The sequence below is a fragment of the Xanthobacter sediminis genome (assembly GCF_043195015.1).
Classification (GTDB): Bacteria; Pseudomonadota; Alphaproteobacteria; order Rhizobiales; family Xanthobacteraceae; genus Xanthobacter.
Window position 1 is genome coordinate 20,724 of sequence record NZ_JBAFWH010000008.1, and the last position, 16,527, is coordinate 37,250.

A 16,527-nucleotide genomic window follows, 5' to 3' on the forward strand; every position below is an offset into this window, starting at 1 on the left:
CCCTTTATGCTCAGGCGGCGAAGGCCGCCGCACTGGCGGCGAGGCGCGCGCGGGCCTCGCGGTATTCCTGCTCCAGGCGCGCCACCACGTCGGCCACCGGCGGTGCATCGGTGATGGTGCCCACCCCCTGGCCGGCGCCCCACACGTCGCGCCACGCCTTCACCGCGCCGGAGCCGAAGCTCATGGCGCTCTTGTCGGCATGGGGCAGGGCGTCCGGGTCGAGCCCGGAGGCGACGATGGAGGGCTTCAGGTAATTGCCCGGCACGCCCGTGAAAAAGGGTGAGTAGAGGATGTCCGCGGCCGAGGCGGTGGAGATCATCTCCTTGTAGGGCGCGGCCGCCCGCGATTCCGCCGTGGCGATGAAGCGCGTGCCCATGTAGGCGAAGTCGGCGCCGAGCGCCTGGGCGGCGAGGACGGCCTCGCCGGTGGTGATGGCGCCGGCGAGGGCGACCGGCCCGTCGTAGAAGCGGCGCACCTCGCCGAGCAAAGCGAAGGGGCTCAGCGTGCCGGCGTGGCCGCCCGCCCCGGCGCACACCAGGATGAGGCCGTCCACCCCCGCCTCCAGCGCCTTCTCGGCATGGCGCACGGTGGTCACGTCATGGAACACGAGGCCGCCGTAGGCATGGGCCTGCCGCACCACCTCGCCGGGCGCGCGCAGGGAGGTGATGATGAGCGGCACCTCGTGGGCGACGCAGGTTTCCATGTCCCGCGCCAGCCGGTCGTTGGAGGCGTGGACGATCTGGTTCACCGCGAACGGGGCGATGGGGCGGGCCGGGTCGGCGGCCTGAGCCGCGGCGAGCTCGGCCTTGATGCGGGTGAGCCAGCCGTCCAGCGTCTCGGGCGCGCGGGCATTCAGCGCGGGGAAGGCGCCGACGATGCCGGCAAGGCACTCCGCGATCACCAGCTCCGGCCCGGAGACGATGAACATGGGCGAGGCGATGACCGGCAGGGCGAGCCGGCCCCGGAACGCCCGCGGCAGGCGGCTTTCGGAAGGGGTCATCGGGCTGCGCCTTCGGTGGTGCCCTCGCGGGCGAAATAGAGGTCGTGCAGGCGGTCGAGGTCGATGGCCGCGGCCTTCTCCGAGAGGATCACCTTGCCCGCGCGCATCAGGTGCAGGTCATCCGCCACCGAGAGTGCGATGCGGGTGTTCTGCTCGATGAGCACGATGGTGGTGCCCTCCGCCTTCAGCTTGCGGATGATGTCGAACACCTCGTTCACGATCACCGGGGCAAGGCCGAGGGAGGGCTCGTCGATGAGCAGGATGCGGGGCTTGGCCATCAGCCCGCGCCCCATGGCCACCATCTGGGCCTCCCCGCCGGAGAGCGAGCCGGCGAGCTGGTGCCGGCGCTCCCTGAGGCGCGGGAAGAAGGCGTACATGCGCTCCAGGTTGGCGGAGAGGTCGGCGCGGCAGCGCTCGGGATAGGCGCCGAGGCAGAGGTTTTCCTCGACACTCATGTCGCGGAACACCAGCCGGCCCTCGGGCACCATCACCAGCCCCTGGGCGGCGAGGTCCCAGGTCCTTCCCTTCAGCGGCGCATCGCCCAGGAGGATCTCGCCCGTGTAGGGCAGAAGGCCGGTGAGGGTGCGCAGCAGCGTCGTCTTGCCGGCGCCGTTCGGCCCCACGATGGCGGTGAGCGCGCCCTCGCGGAAGGTGAGGTTCACGTCCCACAGCACGGTGATGGCGCCGTAGCCGGAGGAGAGGTTGCGTGTCTCAAGCATGGGCGGTCCCCGTATAGCTTTCCACCACGGCCGGATTGTTGAACACTTCCGTGGGGGTGCCGTCGGCGATGAGCTGGCCGAAGTTGAGCACCACCGCGCGGGTGCAGAGCCCTGAGATGGTCTCGATGTCGTGCTCGACGATCACAATGGTGAGGCCGAACAATTTGTGCAGCTCCTTCAGCTTCAGCATGAAGGATTTCTTGGCGTTGCTTTCCAGGCCCGCCAGCACCTCGTCCAGCAGCAGCAGCTTCGGCTCGGTGGCGAGCGCCTTCGCGATCTCCAGGCGCTTCAGCTCCTGAAGCGCCAGCGCGGTCGCCGCATCGGCATCGGCCTTGTGGGAGAGTTCCATCACCGCGAGGATCTCGTCGATGCGCTTCTCGTCGTGACGCCCGGCGCCGAACACCTGCGCCACGATCAGGTTCTCCCGCACCGAGAGGTGGTGCATGGGCTGGGGGATCTGGAAGGTGCGGCCGATGCCGGACCGCGCCCGCCTGTGGAGCGGCAGGCCGGTCACGTCCTTCCCGTCGAACACGATGCGCCCGCGCGCCTTCACCAGGCCGGAGATGGAGTTGAACAGGGTGGTCTTGCCCGCCCCGTTGGGACCCACCAGCCCCAGGATCTCCCCCGCCGCGATGCGGAACGAGATGCCCGACAGGGCGGTGAGCCCGCCGAAGCGGACGGTGACGGCATCAAGCTCCAGCATGGCGCTTCTCCGCGTGCTTCGGGAACAGGCGGGCGGCGAGCCCGGAAAGGCCGTTCGGCGCCAGCAGCACCATCACCGCCAGCAGGATGCCGAGCAGGATCTGGTGGCCCACTGGGATCAGGCTTTTCGCGATCACCTGGTCGAACAGGTAGATCACCACCGCGCCGCAGACCGGGCCGAGCACCGTGCGGTAGCCGCCGAACACGGCCGCGATGATGGGCATGACGCTCCAGATGCCGGAAAAGGCGTAGTCCGGCTCCAGGAAGCCGATGATGTGCGCGTTGAGCGCCCCGAACACGCCGGCGATGAAGGCCGAGAGGAACAGCATCCAGGACTTCAGCAGTGTCGCGTTCACGCCCACCACGCGGGTGGCGTCCTCGCTCTCGGCGATGGCGCGCAGCGCGGTGCCCACGTGGCTGCGGCGCAGCAGCACGTAGACCACCGCGAACAGCACCACGCAGATCAGCACCAGCACGTAGGAGCCGGCCCGGTTCGCGAGATCGATGCCGAACACGGTGGGCAGGCCGGGATAGCGCTGCAGGCCCGCCGCGCCGCCGGTGAGCCAGTCCAGCTCGGTGGCGAGGATGCGGAAGATCTGCGCATAGGCGAGGATCGCCAGCGCGAAATAGGGCCCCGAAAGGCGCAGCGCCGGCAGCATGGCGAGGGAGGAGAGGGTGGCGACCACCCCACCGAGCGGGATGGCGATGAGCACCGGCACCCCCGCCTTCGCCGCCAGCAGGGCCGAGGCGTAGGAGCCGACCCCGAAGAAGGCCGCATGGCCGAAGGAGACCATGCCCCCGAGGTTGCCGAGCAGCGCCCAGGAGAGCGCGAGGCCCGAGAGGATGAGCGCGGAGATGAGCAACCCCAGGATATAGGGGCTGGCGCCCGCCGCCAGCGGCAGCAGCGCGAGGATGACGAGGCCGGCGCCGAGAGCGGCGCCCCGGCCGAGGGAGGCGCGCGCGGGCGGGGCCGCGGTGGAGGTGGTCGTGCTCATGGCCTTGCCTTTCAGCCGCGCCGGGCGCGCGCGCCGAACAGGCCGTTCGGCAGCAGGAACAGGACGAGGAGGAACAGCACCATGCCGGCGAGCTCCTGCAGGGCGGACGAGGCGAGCGTGACGGTGAGCGCCTCGGTGACGCCCAGCAGCACGGCGCCCAGGAACACGCCGGGAATGGAGCCGACGCCCGCCAGCACGGTGATGATGAAGGCCTTCACCGTGAGCGCGTGGCCGGTGGCCGGCTGCACCACGCTCATGGTGTAGAGGGCGACGCCGGCGAAGGAGGCGAGCGCCCCCGCCACCAGGAACGACACCGTCTCGATGCGGGCCGGATTGATGCCCATGAGCCGCGCGGCATTGCGATTGGATGAGACGGCGCGCACCGCGCGGCCGTACCAGCTCGACTTCAGCCACCACCACAGCGCGCCCATGAGCGTCACGGAGAGCGCGAAGGCGATGATCTCGCCGCGCATGGCGAACACGTCGCCGAGCGAGACGGCATCCTGCAGGAAAGGCGAGGTGGTGGTGCGCACGTCGCTCGCGAAGATGAGCAGGATGGCGTTGGTGAGGATGATGCCGATGGCGAAGGTGAGGATCAGCGAGTTGAGCTCGCGGTGGTCCTTGATGCGGTCCACGAGCAGGAACAGCGCCCAGCTCGCCGCGCCGACCACCACCAAAGCGAGGGGTATGGCGAAGTAGGGATCGAGCCCGGTGCGCGATTCCACGAGATAGGCCATGTAGGCGGCGAGCAGCACCAGCTCGCCGTGGGCGAGGTTGATGATGCGCATGGCGCCGAAGGCGAGGGCGAGGCCCAGCGCCACCAGGGCGTAGACGCCGCCGATGAGCACGCCGGAGAACAGCGCCTGCAGGATGAGTTCGGTCATGTCGCCTCAAGGGGGAACATGGGGGGCGGAAAGGGTGGACCCGCGGGCGGAACGGTGCCCGCGGGCGGTTGCGTCAGCGCGGGCTCACCAGGGCACGCCGGGGTAGACGACCTCGCCGTTGGCGGCGGACTTCGGGGAGACCAGGATGATCTTGCCGTCGCGGTGCTGGCCCATGGAGAGCGAGAAGTTCGGGTTGTCGCCGGTGGCGTCGAACTGGATGCGGCCAAGCAGGCTCTCGCGGTCGGTCTTGCGCATCTCGTCGGCGAGGCCGCCCTTCTCCAGCGTGCCGTTGTCGGCCGCGCGGAAGATGGCGTCGCACAGCACCATGGTTTCCACGAAGCTCAGGGTGGAGAGGTATTCGATGTCCTTGTTGTAGGTCTGCTTGTAGATGTCCGCGAACTGCCGGCCTTCCTCGCTCTTCACTTCCACCGGGAACGGGAGGAAGGAGGTTCCGGCCACGTTGTTCATGAGGTCGGGAAACTCGGTGTACATCTTCGGGGTGGCGAGCGACCACGTGCCCACGAGCAGCTTCACATTGGGCTTCAGCACCTTGGCGGCGCGGATGATGCCCACGTAGTCGTTCTCGTAGCCCGACATCATGATGATGTCGGGCTTATCCTGCAGCTTGATCTTGTTGATGATGGGCTTGAAATCGGTGATGGCGGGGTCGAACTTGTGCACGGTCACCTTGATGCCCAGGGCGGCGAGGTCCTTTTCCAGTCCTTCCGCGAGCAGCGCGGGGGCCTCCTTGGTGGAGGCGATGATGGAGACCTTCTCGGGCTTCAGGTCGCCGATGAGGGTGGCGATGCCGCGCTCGTAGCCCGCATTGTTGTTGATGCGGAAGAAGGTCTTGAGGCCGCGCTTGGTCAGCTCGTCCGAGACCGCGCCGGCGGTGATGTAGACTTTGCCCAGCTTGTCGGAGGCGTCCGACGCCGGGCCGATGATGTTGGAGCCGTAGCCGCCGATGATGGCGACCGCGCCGTCGGCGGAGAGTTTCTCCACGGCCGAGACCGCCTTGGCGGGCGTGCTCTCGTCGTCGATGAGGTCGATCTTTACCTGGTAGCGGGGCGTGATGGCGTTGCACATCTTCATCGCCACCTGCATGCCCTCGTTGAAGGCCTGGCCGGAGCGGGCGAGGGTGCCGGTGAGCGGCATGTGGGCGCCGATGGTGAAGGTCTTCGGCGCGGCCTTCGCAGCATCCTGCGCGTCCGCGCCGGTGATGGTGGCCATGAGGCCGAGGGCGAGCGTCGCCGCGGCGATCGTGTTCGCCGGTGTCTTGCGGACCATGTGTTCCTCCCAGAGCGTGTCCGACGCCTGAACGCAAATACGAACGAGCGCTCGTTCGGATAATACGTCCTATTCAGGCGGAGACGGAGGCGCAGCCGGACAGACCGGCGGATGCGATTCCGGCTCCTGCGGTTCGATCGGCATGGGAGGGGCGCGGTCGTGGCGTTCCCGCCGGCTCGGGCCCTGGGCCCGCGCCGTCTTGCTCCTCCCCCTGCGCGGTTGTTCCGCGTTCTGGCTCCGTGGGGCGAGGTAAGCCCCCGGAGACGATGGATGAATGCCACGCGTTCGCCCGGCCTGTCAATTTATGCAGAAAATAATTCTGCATATCAGAACGTGCCATAGCCATGAGGTATCTGGAGGTGGCGAATGGCGCCGGTGGACAGCTTGACAATCTGCATTTTCCGGGTCACCTCTTCCAATAATGCAGATTTATATTCTGCAATGCAGAACTTAAGGGAGGCTCAATGGCTCCGCTCCGCATCGCCGCGACCAACGGCGTCGCCGTGCTCACCATCGTCAATCCGCCGGTCAATGCGCTCGGCGCCGCCGTGCGCGCGGCCCTTGCCGAGGGCATAGCCGCCACGGCTGCCGATCCCGCCGTGAAGGCCATCGTGCTCGCGGCGGAAGGCAAGGTGTTCGTGGCCGGAGCCGACATCTCCGAGTTCGGCAAGCCGCCGCTCCCTCCTTCTTTGCCGGATGTGGTGGCGGCCATCGAGGATTGCCCCAAGCCCGTGGTGGCGGCCATCAATGGCATGGCGCTGGGCGGCGGCCTGGAGCTGGCGCTTGCCTGCCACGCGCGGGTGGCGGCGCCGGCCGCCAAGCTCGGCCTGCCCGAGATCAAGCTGGGCCTCATTCCCGGCGCGGGCGGAACCCAGCGCCTGCCACGCCTCATCGGGGCCGCGCAGGCCTTTGCCCTCATGCTCTCGGGCGATCCGCTGGGCGCGCCGGAGGCGCGCGACATCGGCCTCGTCGACGAGATCGCGGAGGGCGATCTGATCGCCGCCGCGTCCGCCGCCGCCTTGCGCCTCGCCGCGGCGGGAAGCTGGAGCAGGTCGAGCGCGCGCGCCGACAGGCTCACGCACGAGGACCGCGCCGCGTTCGAGACGGCCGCCGCAGAGGCGCTGAAGCGCAACGCGCGCACGCCCAACGTGCCCGCGCTGATTGATTCGGTCCGCGCCTGCCTCGACCAGCCGTTCGCGGCTGCCCTCGCGACCGAGCGGGCCCACTTCGCCGCCCTGGTGGCCGACCCCAGCTCCAAGGCCCTGCGCCACGTCTTCTTCGCCGAGCGCGAGGCGGCGCGCATTCCCGGCATCGGCCGCGAGGTGAAGGCGCGGCCCATCGCCAGGGCGGCGGTGATTGGCGCCGGCACCATGGGCGGCGGCATCGCCATGTGCTTCGCCCAGGCGGGCATTCCCGTCACGCTCATCGAGGTGAAGGCGGAAGCGCTGGAGGCCGGCGTCGCCCGCATCCGCGCCAATTACGAGACCTCGGTGAAGCGCGGTTCCCTCTCCAAGGAGGCGATGGCGCAGCGCCTTGCCTTCATCACCCCGGCGGTGGGGCTCGACGCCGCTGCCGACGCCGACATGGTGGTGGAGGCCGCCTTCGAGGACATGGGGGTGAAGGCGGAGATCTTCGGCACCCTCGACAAGGTGACGCGGCCGGGCACCATCCTCGCCACCAACACCTCCTACCTCGACGTGGACGCCATCGCCGCCACCACGAACCGCCCTCAGGATGTGGTGGGCCTGCATTTCTTCAGCCCCGCCAACGTGATGCGGCTGCTGGAAGTGGTGCGCGGCGCCCACACGGCGCCGGATGTCCTGGTGACCGCGGTGGAGCTGGGCCGCAAGCTCGGCAAGCTGCCGGTGGTGGTGGGCGTGTGCTACGGCTTCGTGGGCAACCGCATGCTGGCGAAGCGCACCGAGGCGGCCGAGCGCCTGCTGCTCGCGGGCGCGCTGCCCCACGAGGTGGATGCGGCGGTGACCGATTTCGGCTTCCGCATGGGCCCGTTCGCCATGGCGGACCTCGCCGGCGTCGACATCGGCTGGCGCGCCCGCAAGGCGGCCGGCGACAAGGCGGTGAAGGCCCCGGTGGCGGACGCGCTGGCGGAGCAGGGCCGCTTCGGCCAGAAGACCGGGCGCGGCTTCTATCTCTATCCGCAGGGCGCCCGCGCCGGCGTGCGCGACCCGGAAACGGAGGCGCTCATCGCCTCGCTTTCGCAGGCGCGCGGCATCGCTCGCCGCAGCTTCACGCACGATGAAATCGAGGCGCGCCTGTTCTACCCGATGGTGAACGAGGGCGCGAAGATCCTGGAGGAGGGCATCGCCGCCCGCGCCGGCGACATCGATATCATCTGGGTTAACGGTTACAACTGGCCCGCCTTCACCGGCGGCCCCATGCATTGGGCCGAGCAGGTGGGTCTGCCCAGGATCGCCGCCGCGCTGGAGGCGTTCGCCGCCGAGACCGGAGACGACAGCCTGCGGCCCGCCCCGCTGCTGAAGCGCCTCGCGGAAGGCGCGGGCTCGTTCGCCGCGCAGGAGGCGGCGTGATGGCCGCGGAGCACGCCGCCGTGCCGCTTCCGCCCTGGCAGGCGGCCTTCCCGGAAGTGTGCGACTGGGCCGCGCCGCTGGAGATCTCCACCCTGCCGGATCTGCTCGCCACCGCCGTGGCGGCGCGGGGGGAGGGGACGGCGCTCGATTTCCGGGGCATCGCGATCAGCTATCGCGAACTCGGGCGGGAGGTGGAGCGCTTCGCGAGCGGCCTTGCCCGCGCCGGGGTGCGGCGCGGCGAGAATGTCGCGCTGCTGCTGCCCAACACGCCCTGGCATCCGCTGGCCTTCTTCGCGCTCACGCGGCTCGGGGCGCGGGTGGTGCACATTTCCGCGCTCGATGCCCGACGCGAGATCGTCCACAAGCTGAAGGCCACCTCTGCCCGCCGGCTCGTGACCACCAACCTGCCCGGCTTCCTGCCGAGCGCGCTCGACATGCTCGACGAAGGCGTCGTGGACGAGGTGCTGGTGGGGGAGGACGCCCGCTGGGGCGCGGGCGAGATCGCGCCGCTACCCACGCCGGAGCGTGCGTGCGTGCGCGACCTCGGCGCCCTGGCCAGCGATGCCCCGCTCGCCGCGCCGCTGCCCTCGGTGGACGACATCGCGGTGCTGCAGTTCACGGGCGGCACCACGGGCCTGCCCAAGGCGGCCATGCTGAGCCACGGCAACCTCACCTCGGCGGTGAGCATGTATCGGGCGTGGCGCGATGGGGGCCGCCCGCTGGTGGCGGGGGCCGAGAAGGCGGTGGCGGTGCTGCCGCTGTTCCACATCTACGCCCTCACCACCGTGCTGCTGCGCCACCTGCGCGATGGAAACACGGTGCTGCTGCGCCAGCGCTTCGACGTGGAGACGCTGATCCGCGACGTCAGCGAGCTGAAGGCCAGCCAGTTTTCCGGCGTGCCCACCATGTGGGTGGCGCTGTTGAACCGGCCGGGGGTGGAGGCGGTCGATTTCTCGGCGCTCAAGTCGTGCGTGTCCGGCGGCGCACCGCTGCCGTTCGAGGTGCAGGCGCGCATCGAGGCCATCATCGGCACCCAGCTCAACAACGGCTGGGGCATGACGGAGACCGGCCCCGCCGGCTCGCGCGTGCCGTTTGAGGTGGAGCGGCGGCCGGGGCTCATCGGCATTCCGCTGCCGGGCCTGTCCATGCGCATCGTCGCCATGGACGAGCCGGGCCGTGCCCTGCCGCCGGGCGAGGTGGGCGAGATCGCCATTTCCGGGCCCAACGTCTTCAAGGGCTATCTCAATGACGAGGCCGGCACGAGGGGTGCATTCCACGACGGCTGGTTCCTCACCGGCGACATGGGGCGCATGGATGCGCGCGGCCTGTTCGAGATCGTCGACCGGCGCAAGAACATGATCATCTCGTCGGGCTTCAACGTTTATCCAGCCGCCGTCGAGAACGCGATCTACGAGCACCCGGCGGTGGAAGAGGTCATCGTCATCGGCGTGAGCGATGCGTATCGCGGCCAGTCCGCCAAGGCCTATGTGAAGCTCAAGGCCGGCGCCGCGCCTTTCACACTCGATGAGCTGACCCTCTTCCTGGCCGACCGCCTGGGCCGCCACGAGATGCCGCGCGCCCTGGAGTTCCGCGAGCAGCTGCCCCGCAGCCCGGTCGGCAAACTGCTGCCGAAGGTGCTGATGGCCGAAGCGGCCGCCGAGGTGGAGGCCGCCGCGCAGGCGGCCATCCGGGCCGGCGCCGCCAACGAAACACACTGAAATCAAGACGAGGAAGCGTTCATGGTCGAAGCCGTCATCGTTTCCACCGCGCGCACGCCCATCGGCAAGGCGCAGCGCGGTGCGCTCAACATCACCAAGGGCGCCGACATGGCCGCCCACGCCATCCGCCACGCGCTGGCCCGCGGCAAGGTGGACCCGGTCGAGGTCGAGGAAGTGGTCCTGGGCTGCGGCTATCCGGAAGGCGCCACCGGCGGCAACGTCGCCCGCCATGGCGCCCTGGTGGCCGGCATTCCGGTGACCGCCACCGGCGTCACGGTGAGCCGCTTCTGCGCGTCCGGCCTGGAGGCCATCGCCCATGCGGCGAAGCGCATCGTGATGGATGGCGTGCCGGTGGCGGTGGCCGGCGGGGTGGAGTCCATCTCCCTGGTGCAGCCGGTGAATCGCGAGGCCTTCCGCAACGACTGGCTGATGGCCCACAAGCCGGACATCTACGTGACCATGATCGAGACCGGCGACAATGTCGCCCGGCGCTATGGCGTCACGCGCGCGGCACAGGATGCGTTCTCCTTCGCCAGCCAGCAGCGCACCGCGGCGGCCCAGGCGGCGGGCCTGTTCGACAACGAGATCGTGCCCATCACCGTCGAAAAGGCGGTGACCGACAAGGAGACCGGCGAGACCCGGCGCGAGAGCGTGACCCTCGCCAGGGACGAGGGCAACCGGGCGGACACCACGCTGGAAGGGCTTTCCAAGCTGAAGCCGGTGCGGGGCGACGACCAGTTCGTCACCGCCGGCAACGCCAGCCAGCTTTCCGACGGCGCCTCCGCCACCGTGCTGATGTCGTCCGCCGAGGCGGCGAAGCGGGGCGCGCAGGTGCTCGGCATCTTCCGCGGCTATGCCACCGCCGGCTGTGAGCCCGACGAGATGGGCATCGGCCCGGTGTTCGCCGTGCCGCGCCTGCTGGAACGCAACGGGCTCAAGGTATCCGACATCGGCCTGTGGGAGCTGAACGAGGCGTTCGCCTCCCAGTCCGTCTACTGCCGCGACACGCTGGGGATCGACCCGGACATCTGCAACGTCAACGGCGGCGCCATCTCGGTGGGCCATCCGTTCGGCATGAGCGGGGCGCGGCTGGTGGGCCACGCGGTGCTGGAAGGGCGCCGGCGCGGCGTGCGCTATGCGGTCGTCACCATGTGCATCGCCGGCGGTATGGGCGCGGCGGGCCTCATTGAAATCAATCCGGAGGCCTGAGCCATGGACCTGCGCTTCACACCCGAAGAGGTCGCCTTCCGCGAGGAGGTGCGCGCCTTCTTCCGCACCGAGATCCCCGCCGAGATCCGGGCCAAGGTTTCGGAAGGCCGCAAGATGACGCGGGAGGATTACGTGACCTCCCAGCGCATCCTGAACGACAAGGGCTGGGCCGTGCCGGGCTGGCCGGTGGAATACGGCGGCCAGCCCTGGAGCCCCGTCCAGCGCTACATCTTCATGGAGGAGCTGATGCAGGCGGCGGTGCCGCTGCCGCTCCAGTTCAATTGCCACATGGTGGGCCCGGTGATCGCCACCTTCGGCAGCGACGCGCAGAAGCAGCGCTTCCTGCCGCGCATCAAGAGCCTCGAGGACTGGTGGTGCCAGGGCTTCTCCGAGCCCGGCGCCGGCTCCGACCTCGCCTCGCTCAAGACCCGCGCGGTGCGTGACGGCGACCATTACATCATCGACGGCCAGAAGACCTGGACCACGCTCGGCCAGTATGCCGACTGGATGTTCTGCCTCGCCCGCACCGATCCCGCCGCCAAGAAGCAGCAGGGCATCTCCTTCATCCTCATCGACATGAGGAGCCCCGGCGTCACCGTGCGGCCCATCATCACCATCGATGGCCGGCACGAGGTGAACGAGGTGTTCCTCGATGCCGTCAAGGTGCCGGTGGAGAACCTGGTGGGCGAGGAGAACAAGGGCTGGGACTATGCCAAGTTCCTGCTCGCCAACGAGCGCACCGGCATCGCCCGCATCGGCATGTCGAAGGAGCGCATCGCCCGCATCAAGCGCCTCGCGCGCGTGACGCCGGCGGGGGCCGGCACCATGTGGGACGACATGGACTTCCGCTCGCGCCTTGCCTCTGTCGAGATTGAGCTGAAGGCGCTGGAGATCACCCAGATGCGGGTGGTGGCGGCGCAGGCCACGCGCGATCCCACCAAGCCCGATCCGGCCTCCTCGATCCTCAAGATCAAGGGCTCGGAGCTGCAGCAGGCGACCACCGAGCTGCTCCTGGAGCTGGCCGGTCCGCAGGCCCTGCCGGCGGCGCGGCCCGAGGCCGGCCACAATGATGCCGAGGCCCTGTTCGCCTGGGCGGATGCGGCGGCGCCCGTCTATTTCAACCACCGCAAGGTGTCCATCTACGGCGGGTCCAACGAGATCCAGCACAATGTGATCGCCAAGGCGATCCTTGGTCTTTGAAACCGGGCCTGTGAGGAGGACACCATGGATTTCGACCTGACCGACGAACAGTCCCTGCTCAAGGACACCGCCCGGCGCTGGGCCGCGGACAATTATTCCACCATCGAGCAGCTCGCCGCCGCCCGCGCCGAGCCCCTGGGGTTTCCCGAGGCCAAATGGGCCGAGCTGGCGGAGCTGGGCCTTCTGGGCCTGCCGTTTGCTGAAAGCGACGGCGGCTTCGGCGGCGGGCCGGTGGAGACGCAGGTGGTGATGGAGGCGCTGGGCCGCGCGCTGGCGCCGGAGCCCTACCTCGCGAGCGTCATCCTGGGCGGGGGCGCGGTGCGCCTCGCCGGTTCCGATACACAGCGCGCGGCGCTGCTGCCGGGCGTCATCGACGGGTCCGCCCGCCTCGCCTTCGCCCATTCTGAGCTCCAGGCGCGCTACGACCTCAATGATGTCGCCACCACCGCCCGCGCCGTGGAGGGGGGCTTCCGCCTCGACGGCCGGAAGAGCGTGGTGCTGAACGCCGATGCGGCGAAAACGCTGGTGGTGAGCGCCCGCACCTCCGGCGACCGGCGGAACGCGGCCGGCATCACCCTGTTCCTGGTGCCGGCGGATGCGCCGGGCGTCACCCTCACGGCTTACGCGACGCAGGACGGAGGCCGCGCGGCCGATGTGCTGCTCGCCGATGTCGTCGTGCCGGCGGATGCCGTGCTCGGCGCGGTGGGCGAGGGTCTCTCCGTGGTCGAGCGGGTGGTCGAAGGCGCCATCGCGGCCCTGTGCGCCGAGGCGGTGGGCCTGATGGAGGCGCTGCATGAGCTGACGGTGGAATACCTCAAGACCCGCAAGCAGTTCGGGGTCGCCATCGGCTCGTTCCAGGCGCTCCAGCACAAGGCGGTGGACATGTTCGTGGCGCTGGAGCAGGCCCGCTCCATGGCGCTCTATGCCGCCATGATGGTGGAGGCCGAGGATGCGCAGGAACGCCGCGTGGCGCTCTCCGCCGCCAAGGCGCAGGTTAACCGCTCGGCCCGCCTGGTGGGACAGACCGCGGTGCAGCTTCATGGCGGCATTGGCATGACCATGGAATATATCGGCGCCCACCATTTCCGGCGCCTCGCCATGATCGAGCTGATGTTCGGCGACACGCCTTTCCACCAGCGGCGGGTGGCGGCCGAGGGCGGGCTCATCGCCGCCTGATGCCGAGGGCCTGCGCGCGGGCCCTGAGCGAAGCCCGTCCGCCATCGGCGAGGCCCTGGCGCCCATGGGCACGACGCCGGGACCGCCCGCCGCCCCTGATGCGTGGCGGGCGGTCTGGTCGCTGCGCCTCAGGCGGCGCCGGCCTTCTGGCGCCGCACGAAATCGTGAAAGGCGGCGAGCTGGCCCTCGATGAAGCTCAGCGTGCCCTGGTCGGTCAGGGCGCCGTCCGTGACCTTGGTGTGGACCTGGCCCACCATCACCTCGGGCACGTTCATCACGGGCATGTCGAGGCAGACCAGAACCTGCCGCAGGTGATACTGCGCCCGCGCCCCGCCGAAGCCGCCCATGGAGGCGGACTGGATGAGGGTCGGCTTGCCCTTCAGCGGCGGCTTCTCCTTCATGCGCGAGAGCCAGTCGATGGCGTTCTTGAGCCCGCCGGGGATGGAGTAATTGTATTCCGGCGTCACGATCACCAGGGCGTCGGCGGCCGTGACGGCGGCCGCGAGCGCGGTGACCGGGGCTGGGAAGCCGGCGGCCTCGATGTCTCCGTCATAGATGGGCAGGAGGGCGATCGAGGGCAGGATCTCGATCTCCACGCCCTCCGGGGCGAGGCCCTGAAGCGCGCGCGCGATGGCGGCGTTGTAGGACCCCTTGCGCACGCTGCCCACCAGAACGACCCATTTCATGGCGCGACCTCTCGTTTCATCCGCCGGCCGGACGCCGGCGGCTGGAACTTGAGCACAAACGCAGAGCCAAGTCATACCGGCCGGCTGCGGCCCAGGGGCGCGGCCGCGACCCTAGGGCCCGGCGCCCCGTCCGGCGTCGGCGACGCCTTCTCCAGGCGCCGCTCAGCCTCCGGTCTCAGCCGATGCGGACCATGTGGTTGTCGAAGCGCGGCCCGCCGGTGCGGCGCGCCACCACCGCGACGCCGTCGTCACCGGCCGCGATGCGGACCACTTCGCCATAGCCGCTGGCGGCGACGAAGGTGCCGGCCTCGTAGGCCATGGCGAGGGAGCAGCCGTCCACCAGCGGCACCGCGCCGAGATAGCGCCCGTCCGCCCGCCACACCGCCACCCGCCCGCCGCGCGGCGAGGCGCACGCTACGAACCGGCCGGAGGCGTCGTAGGCCACCGAGCCCACATAGCCGCGCAGCTCGCGCCAGGCATTGTCCGGCGCCTCGAAGGGCGAGACCGCGCCATCGGCGGCGATGCGGAACAGGAGCGGGCGGGCAATGCCGTCGTTCATCAGGTCCTGCGCCGCCACCACCGTGCCGCCCGCGCCGTCCCGCGAGAGATGGCGCAGCGACAGGCTGGAGAGGTCGGCCGAGAGCCGCCCCTCGCCGCGTAGCGCGCCGGTGGCGGGGTCGAGAAGGGTGATGGTGGAGCCGGTCAGCTCCGCGTCGCGGGCCTCCGGCGTGTTGGGCTCGATGCCGCCGTTGGCGACCACCAGCGCGGCGCCCGAGCGCATCAGGTCGTGCGGGCCGTCGCCGGCGGTGGGCCATTCCTCGGCGATGGTGAATCCGGCCGCCACCTCGCGCCGCGCCAGCACGCCGCGGCCCATGGTGGGCCGGCCCTCCTCTGCACGCGGGGGCTCGATTTCGGCGGTGAGGAAGAAGCGTCCATCGGGCGTGAAGCGGCCGTGGCCCGAGAACACGCGCCCCTCGCCCGGGGCGAAAGTGGAGACGACGCCTGCCCGGTCCCGGCGGAAGACCACCGCGACCTTGCCCGGTCGCCGGCCCACGGCCACCGCGAGCGGCCCCGTGGGGCTCGCCTCGATGCCATGGAGGCGGGCGGCGGAAGGGGCGTCCACATCGGCCGCGCCGGCGGCATCCACGGAGACGGCGGCGAAGCCCTCGGCCATGCCCGCGGTGGAGAGCCAGCCGGTGGCAGGGGCGGCGTCCGCTGCCGCATGCAGGCGCGAGGCCGCGGGGACCGCGAGCAGCGCACCGGCAATGAAGGCGCGTCGGGACAGGAAGGCCATGGTAGCCTCAATCGCCGTCGAGGGCGTTGAAGCCCAGGGAGATGACGAAATAGGAGGCCATCGGCCGGTAGACCGCGAGCTGGGCCGCCTTGAAGGTCTTGATGGCGGCGTGGAGCGCGGCCGCCCCGCTCGCCGTCTGGGCGGCCGCGCCGAGGTCGGCGGGCAGCTTGTCGGCGACGGCATCGGCCTCGGTGGCGGCCTTGTTCACCACCCATTGCGGGCGGCTCGGCATCTGGGTGGCGATGGTGCGCAGGAGCGCGTCCGCGCTCTTCACCATGTTCGCCGCCACCCGGCCCGAGCGGCCGGAGCGCCAGTTGTCCGCCGAGAGGGGCTTGGCCTCGGTGGGGCCGGAGCCGAGCACGGGCAGGATCTTGGTGTCCGTCACCCGCTGGAAGGCGCCGGAAAGGTCGGTGAGGATCATGCCCGGAAGGGCGGCGGCGTCGGGGAAGAGGTCCGGGTCGCCCTTGCCGGCGGCCAGGGCGCCGAGCAGCCCGCTGGCGCGGTCTCCCCATTGGCTGCGCACATCATGGGCGATGGCGGCGAGGTTGGTGGCGATGGCGAGGCCGAAGGCGCAGCGCCGTGCCGCTTCCGGCCCGGAGGCGAGCGCCTTCGCCGCGCCCTCCTCATACAGCAGCCGTTCCAGCGCCGGCAGGCCCTGCACCGAGGCGCTCGCCTGGGGGAACCGCTCGGGCGAGAGGCGGCCGGCGTCGGGATCGGAGATGACCTCGGCCATGCCGCGGGCGATGGCGTTGCGCCGGTCCGGGAAGAAGCTGAGGCGGTCGGCCCTCAGGTTCTGGCTGATGGGGCCGAAGGTGATGAACTCCACCGCGTTCCAGGCATCGGCGGTCTTGCCGTAGGCGTCCTTCAGGGCCGGTACGCCGGCCTCCTCGGGCTTGGCGCAGAAGCCGGTCCAGGCCGCCTTCTGGGCATCGGCTGCGCCGGCAAGCGCATCGTAGCGCGGCAGCAGCCAGCTCTCGATGACGGCGACGGAATCGAAGGGCGGGTTCGCCGCCAGCGCCGGCGAAACCGAAAAAGCGACAACGCAGCCGAGAGTGGCGAGCGCCTTGCGCGCCGTGGCGAGGGCTAGGCGGGCAATGTTCTCAAGCAT

The 16,527-nt window shown here is 70.2% G+C and carries 14 protein-coding genes; 5 read left to right on the forward strand and 9 right to left on the reverse strand.

Translation table 11 applies throughout. From position 1 onward, the window contains the following. Positions 1-10 precede the first annotated feature (10 nt). The 6 genes from V5F61_RS12035 to V5F61_RS12060 form a co-directional block, all read right to left on the reverse strand. Positions 11-1,000, reverse strand: a complete 990-nt coding sequence (locus V5F61_RS12035; protein ID WP_393989709.1) for an NAD(P)H-dependent flavin oxidoreductase — start codon at positions 998-1,000, stop codon at positions 11-13. Then, positions 997-1,719: an ABC transporter ATP-binding protein gene (locus tag V5F61_RS12040; RefSeq protein WP_393989710.1), complete on the reverse strand. Its 723-nt coding sequence runs from the start codon at positions 1,717-1,719 to the stop codon at positions 997-999. The genes V5F61_RS12035 and V5F61_RS12040 overlap by 4 nt, the downstream gene beginning before the upstream one ends. Continuing rightward, the gene (locus V5F61_RS12045; RefSeq protein ID WP_393989711.1) at positions 1,712-2,422 is read right to left on the reverse strand and encodes an ABC transporter ATP-binding protein; all 711 of its coding nucleotides are present in this window, start codon (positions 2,420-2,422) and stop codon (positions 1,712-1,714) included. Before V5F61_RS12045 ends, V5F61_RS12040 begins: the two co-directional genes overlap by 8 nt. Next, positions 2,409-3,416: a branched-chain amino acid ABC transporter permease gene (locus tag V5F61_RS12050; RefSeq protein WP_393989712.1), complete on the reverse strand. Its 1,008-nt coding sequence runs from the start codon at positions 3,414-3,416 to the stop codon at positions 2,409-2,411. Before V5F61_RS12050 ends, V5F61_RS12045 begins: the two co-directional genes overlap by 14 nt. Before the next feature lie 11 nt (positions 3,417-3,427). Next, positions 3,428-4,300, reverse strand: coding sequence for a branched-chain amino acid ABC transporter permease (locus V5F61_RS12055; RefSeq protein WP_393989713.1), 873 nt, complete (start codon positions 4,298-4,300; stop codon positions 3,428-3,430). An 84-nt stretch (positions 4,301-4,384) separates the two neighbouring features. After that, positions 4,385-5,587 carry an ABC transporter substrate-binding protein gene (locus V5F61_RS12060; protein WP_393989714.1) on the reverse strand — a complete coding sequence of 401 codons (1,203 nt, stop codon included), beginning with the start codon at positions 5,585-5,587 and terminating at the stop codon, positions 4,385-4,387. 464 nt (positions 5,588-6,051) lie between these two features. On the opposite strand from V5F61_RS12060, the gene V5F61_RS12065 reads away from it, so the two are divergent. The 5 genes from V5F61_RS12065 to V5F61_RS12085 are packed head-to-tail and all read left to right on the forward strand — an operon-like array spanning position 6,052 to position 13,439. Further along, positions 6,052-8,136 carry a 3-hydroxyacyl-CoA dehydrogenase NAD-binding domain-containing protein gene (locus V5F61_RS12065; protein ID WP_393989715.1) on the forward strand — a complete coding sequence of 695 codons (2,085 nt, stop codon included), beginning with the start codon at positions 6,052-6,054 and terminating at the stop codon, positions 8,134-8,136. Beyond that, the gene (locus V5F61_RS12070) at positions 8,136-9,854 is read left to right on the forward strand and encodes an AMP-binding protein (protein WP_393989716.1); all 1,719 of its coding nucleotides are present in this window, start codon (positions 8,136-8,138) and stop codon (positions 9,852-9,854) included. The genes V5F61_RS12065 and V5F61_RS12070 overlap by 1 nt, the downstream gene beginning before the upstream one ends. A gap of 21 nt (positions 9,855-9,875) precedes the next feature. Beyond that, positions 9,876-11,063: an acetyl-CoA C-acyltransferase gene (locus V5F61_RS12075; RefSeq protein WP_393989717.1), complete on the forward strand. Its 1,188-nt coding sequence runs from the start codon at positions 9,876-9,878 to the stop codon at positions 11,061-11,063. Positions 11,064-11,066: 3 nt separating this feature from the next. Then, the gene (locus V5F61_RS12080; protein WP_393989718.1) at positions 11,067-12,263 is read left to right on the forward strand and encodes an acyl-CoA dehydrogenase family protein; all 1,197 of its coding nucleotides are present in this window, start codon (positions 11,067-11,069) and stop codon (positions 12,261-12,263) included. A gap of 24 nt (positions 12,264-12,287) precedes the next feature. Then, positions 12,288-13,439: an acyl-CoA dehydrogenase family protein gene (locus tag V5F61_RS12085; RefSeq protein WP_393989719.1), complete on the forward strand. Its 1,152-nt coding sequence runs from the start codon at positions 12,288-12,290 to the stop codon at positions 13,437-13,439. Between the two features lie 128 nt (positions 13,440-13,567). Here V5F61_RS12085 and V5F61_RS12090 read toward each other — a convergent pair whose 3' ends face one another. The 3 genes from V5F61_RS12090 to V5F61_RS12100 all read right to left on the reverse strand — a co-directional run bounded on the left by V5F61_RS12090 (position 13,568) and on the right by V5F61_RS12100 (position 16,527). Further along, positions 13,568-14,125, reverse strand: a complete 558-nt coding sequence (locus V5F61_RS12090) for an NADPH-dependent FMN reductase (RefSeq protein WP_393989720.1) — start codon at positions 14,123-14,125, stop codon at positions 13,568-13,570. A 175-nt stretch (positions 14,126-14,300) separates the two neighbouring features. Continuing rightward, on the reverse strand, positions 14,301-15,419 hold the full coding sequence (locus V5F61_RS12095; protein WP_393989721.1) for a DUF1513 domain-containing protein: 1,119 nt from the start codon (positions 15,417-15,419) through the stop codon (positions 14,301-14,303). 7 nt (positions 15,420-15,426) lie between these two features. Continuing rightward, a complete protein-coding gene (locus V5F61_RS12100; protein ID WP_393989722.1) occupies positions 15,427-16,527 on the reverse strand; it encodes an imelysin family protein in 1,101 nt (366 codons plus the stop codon).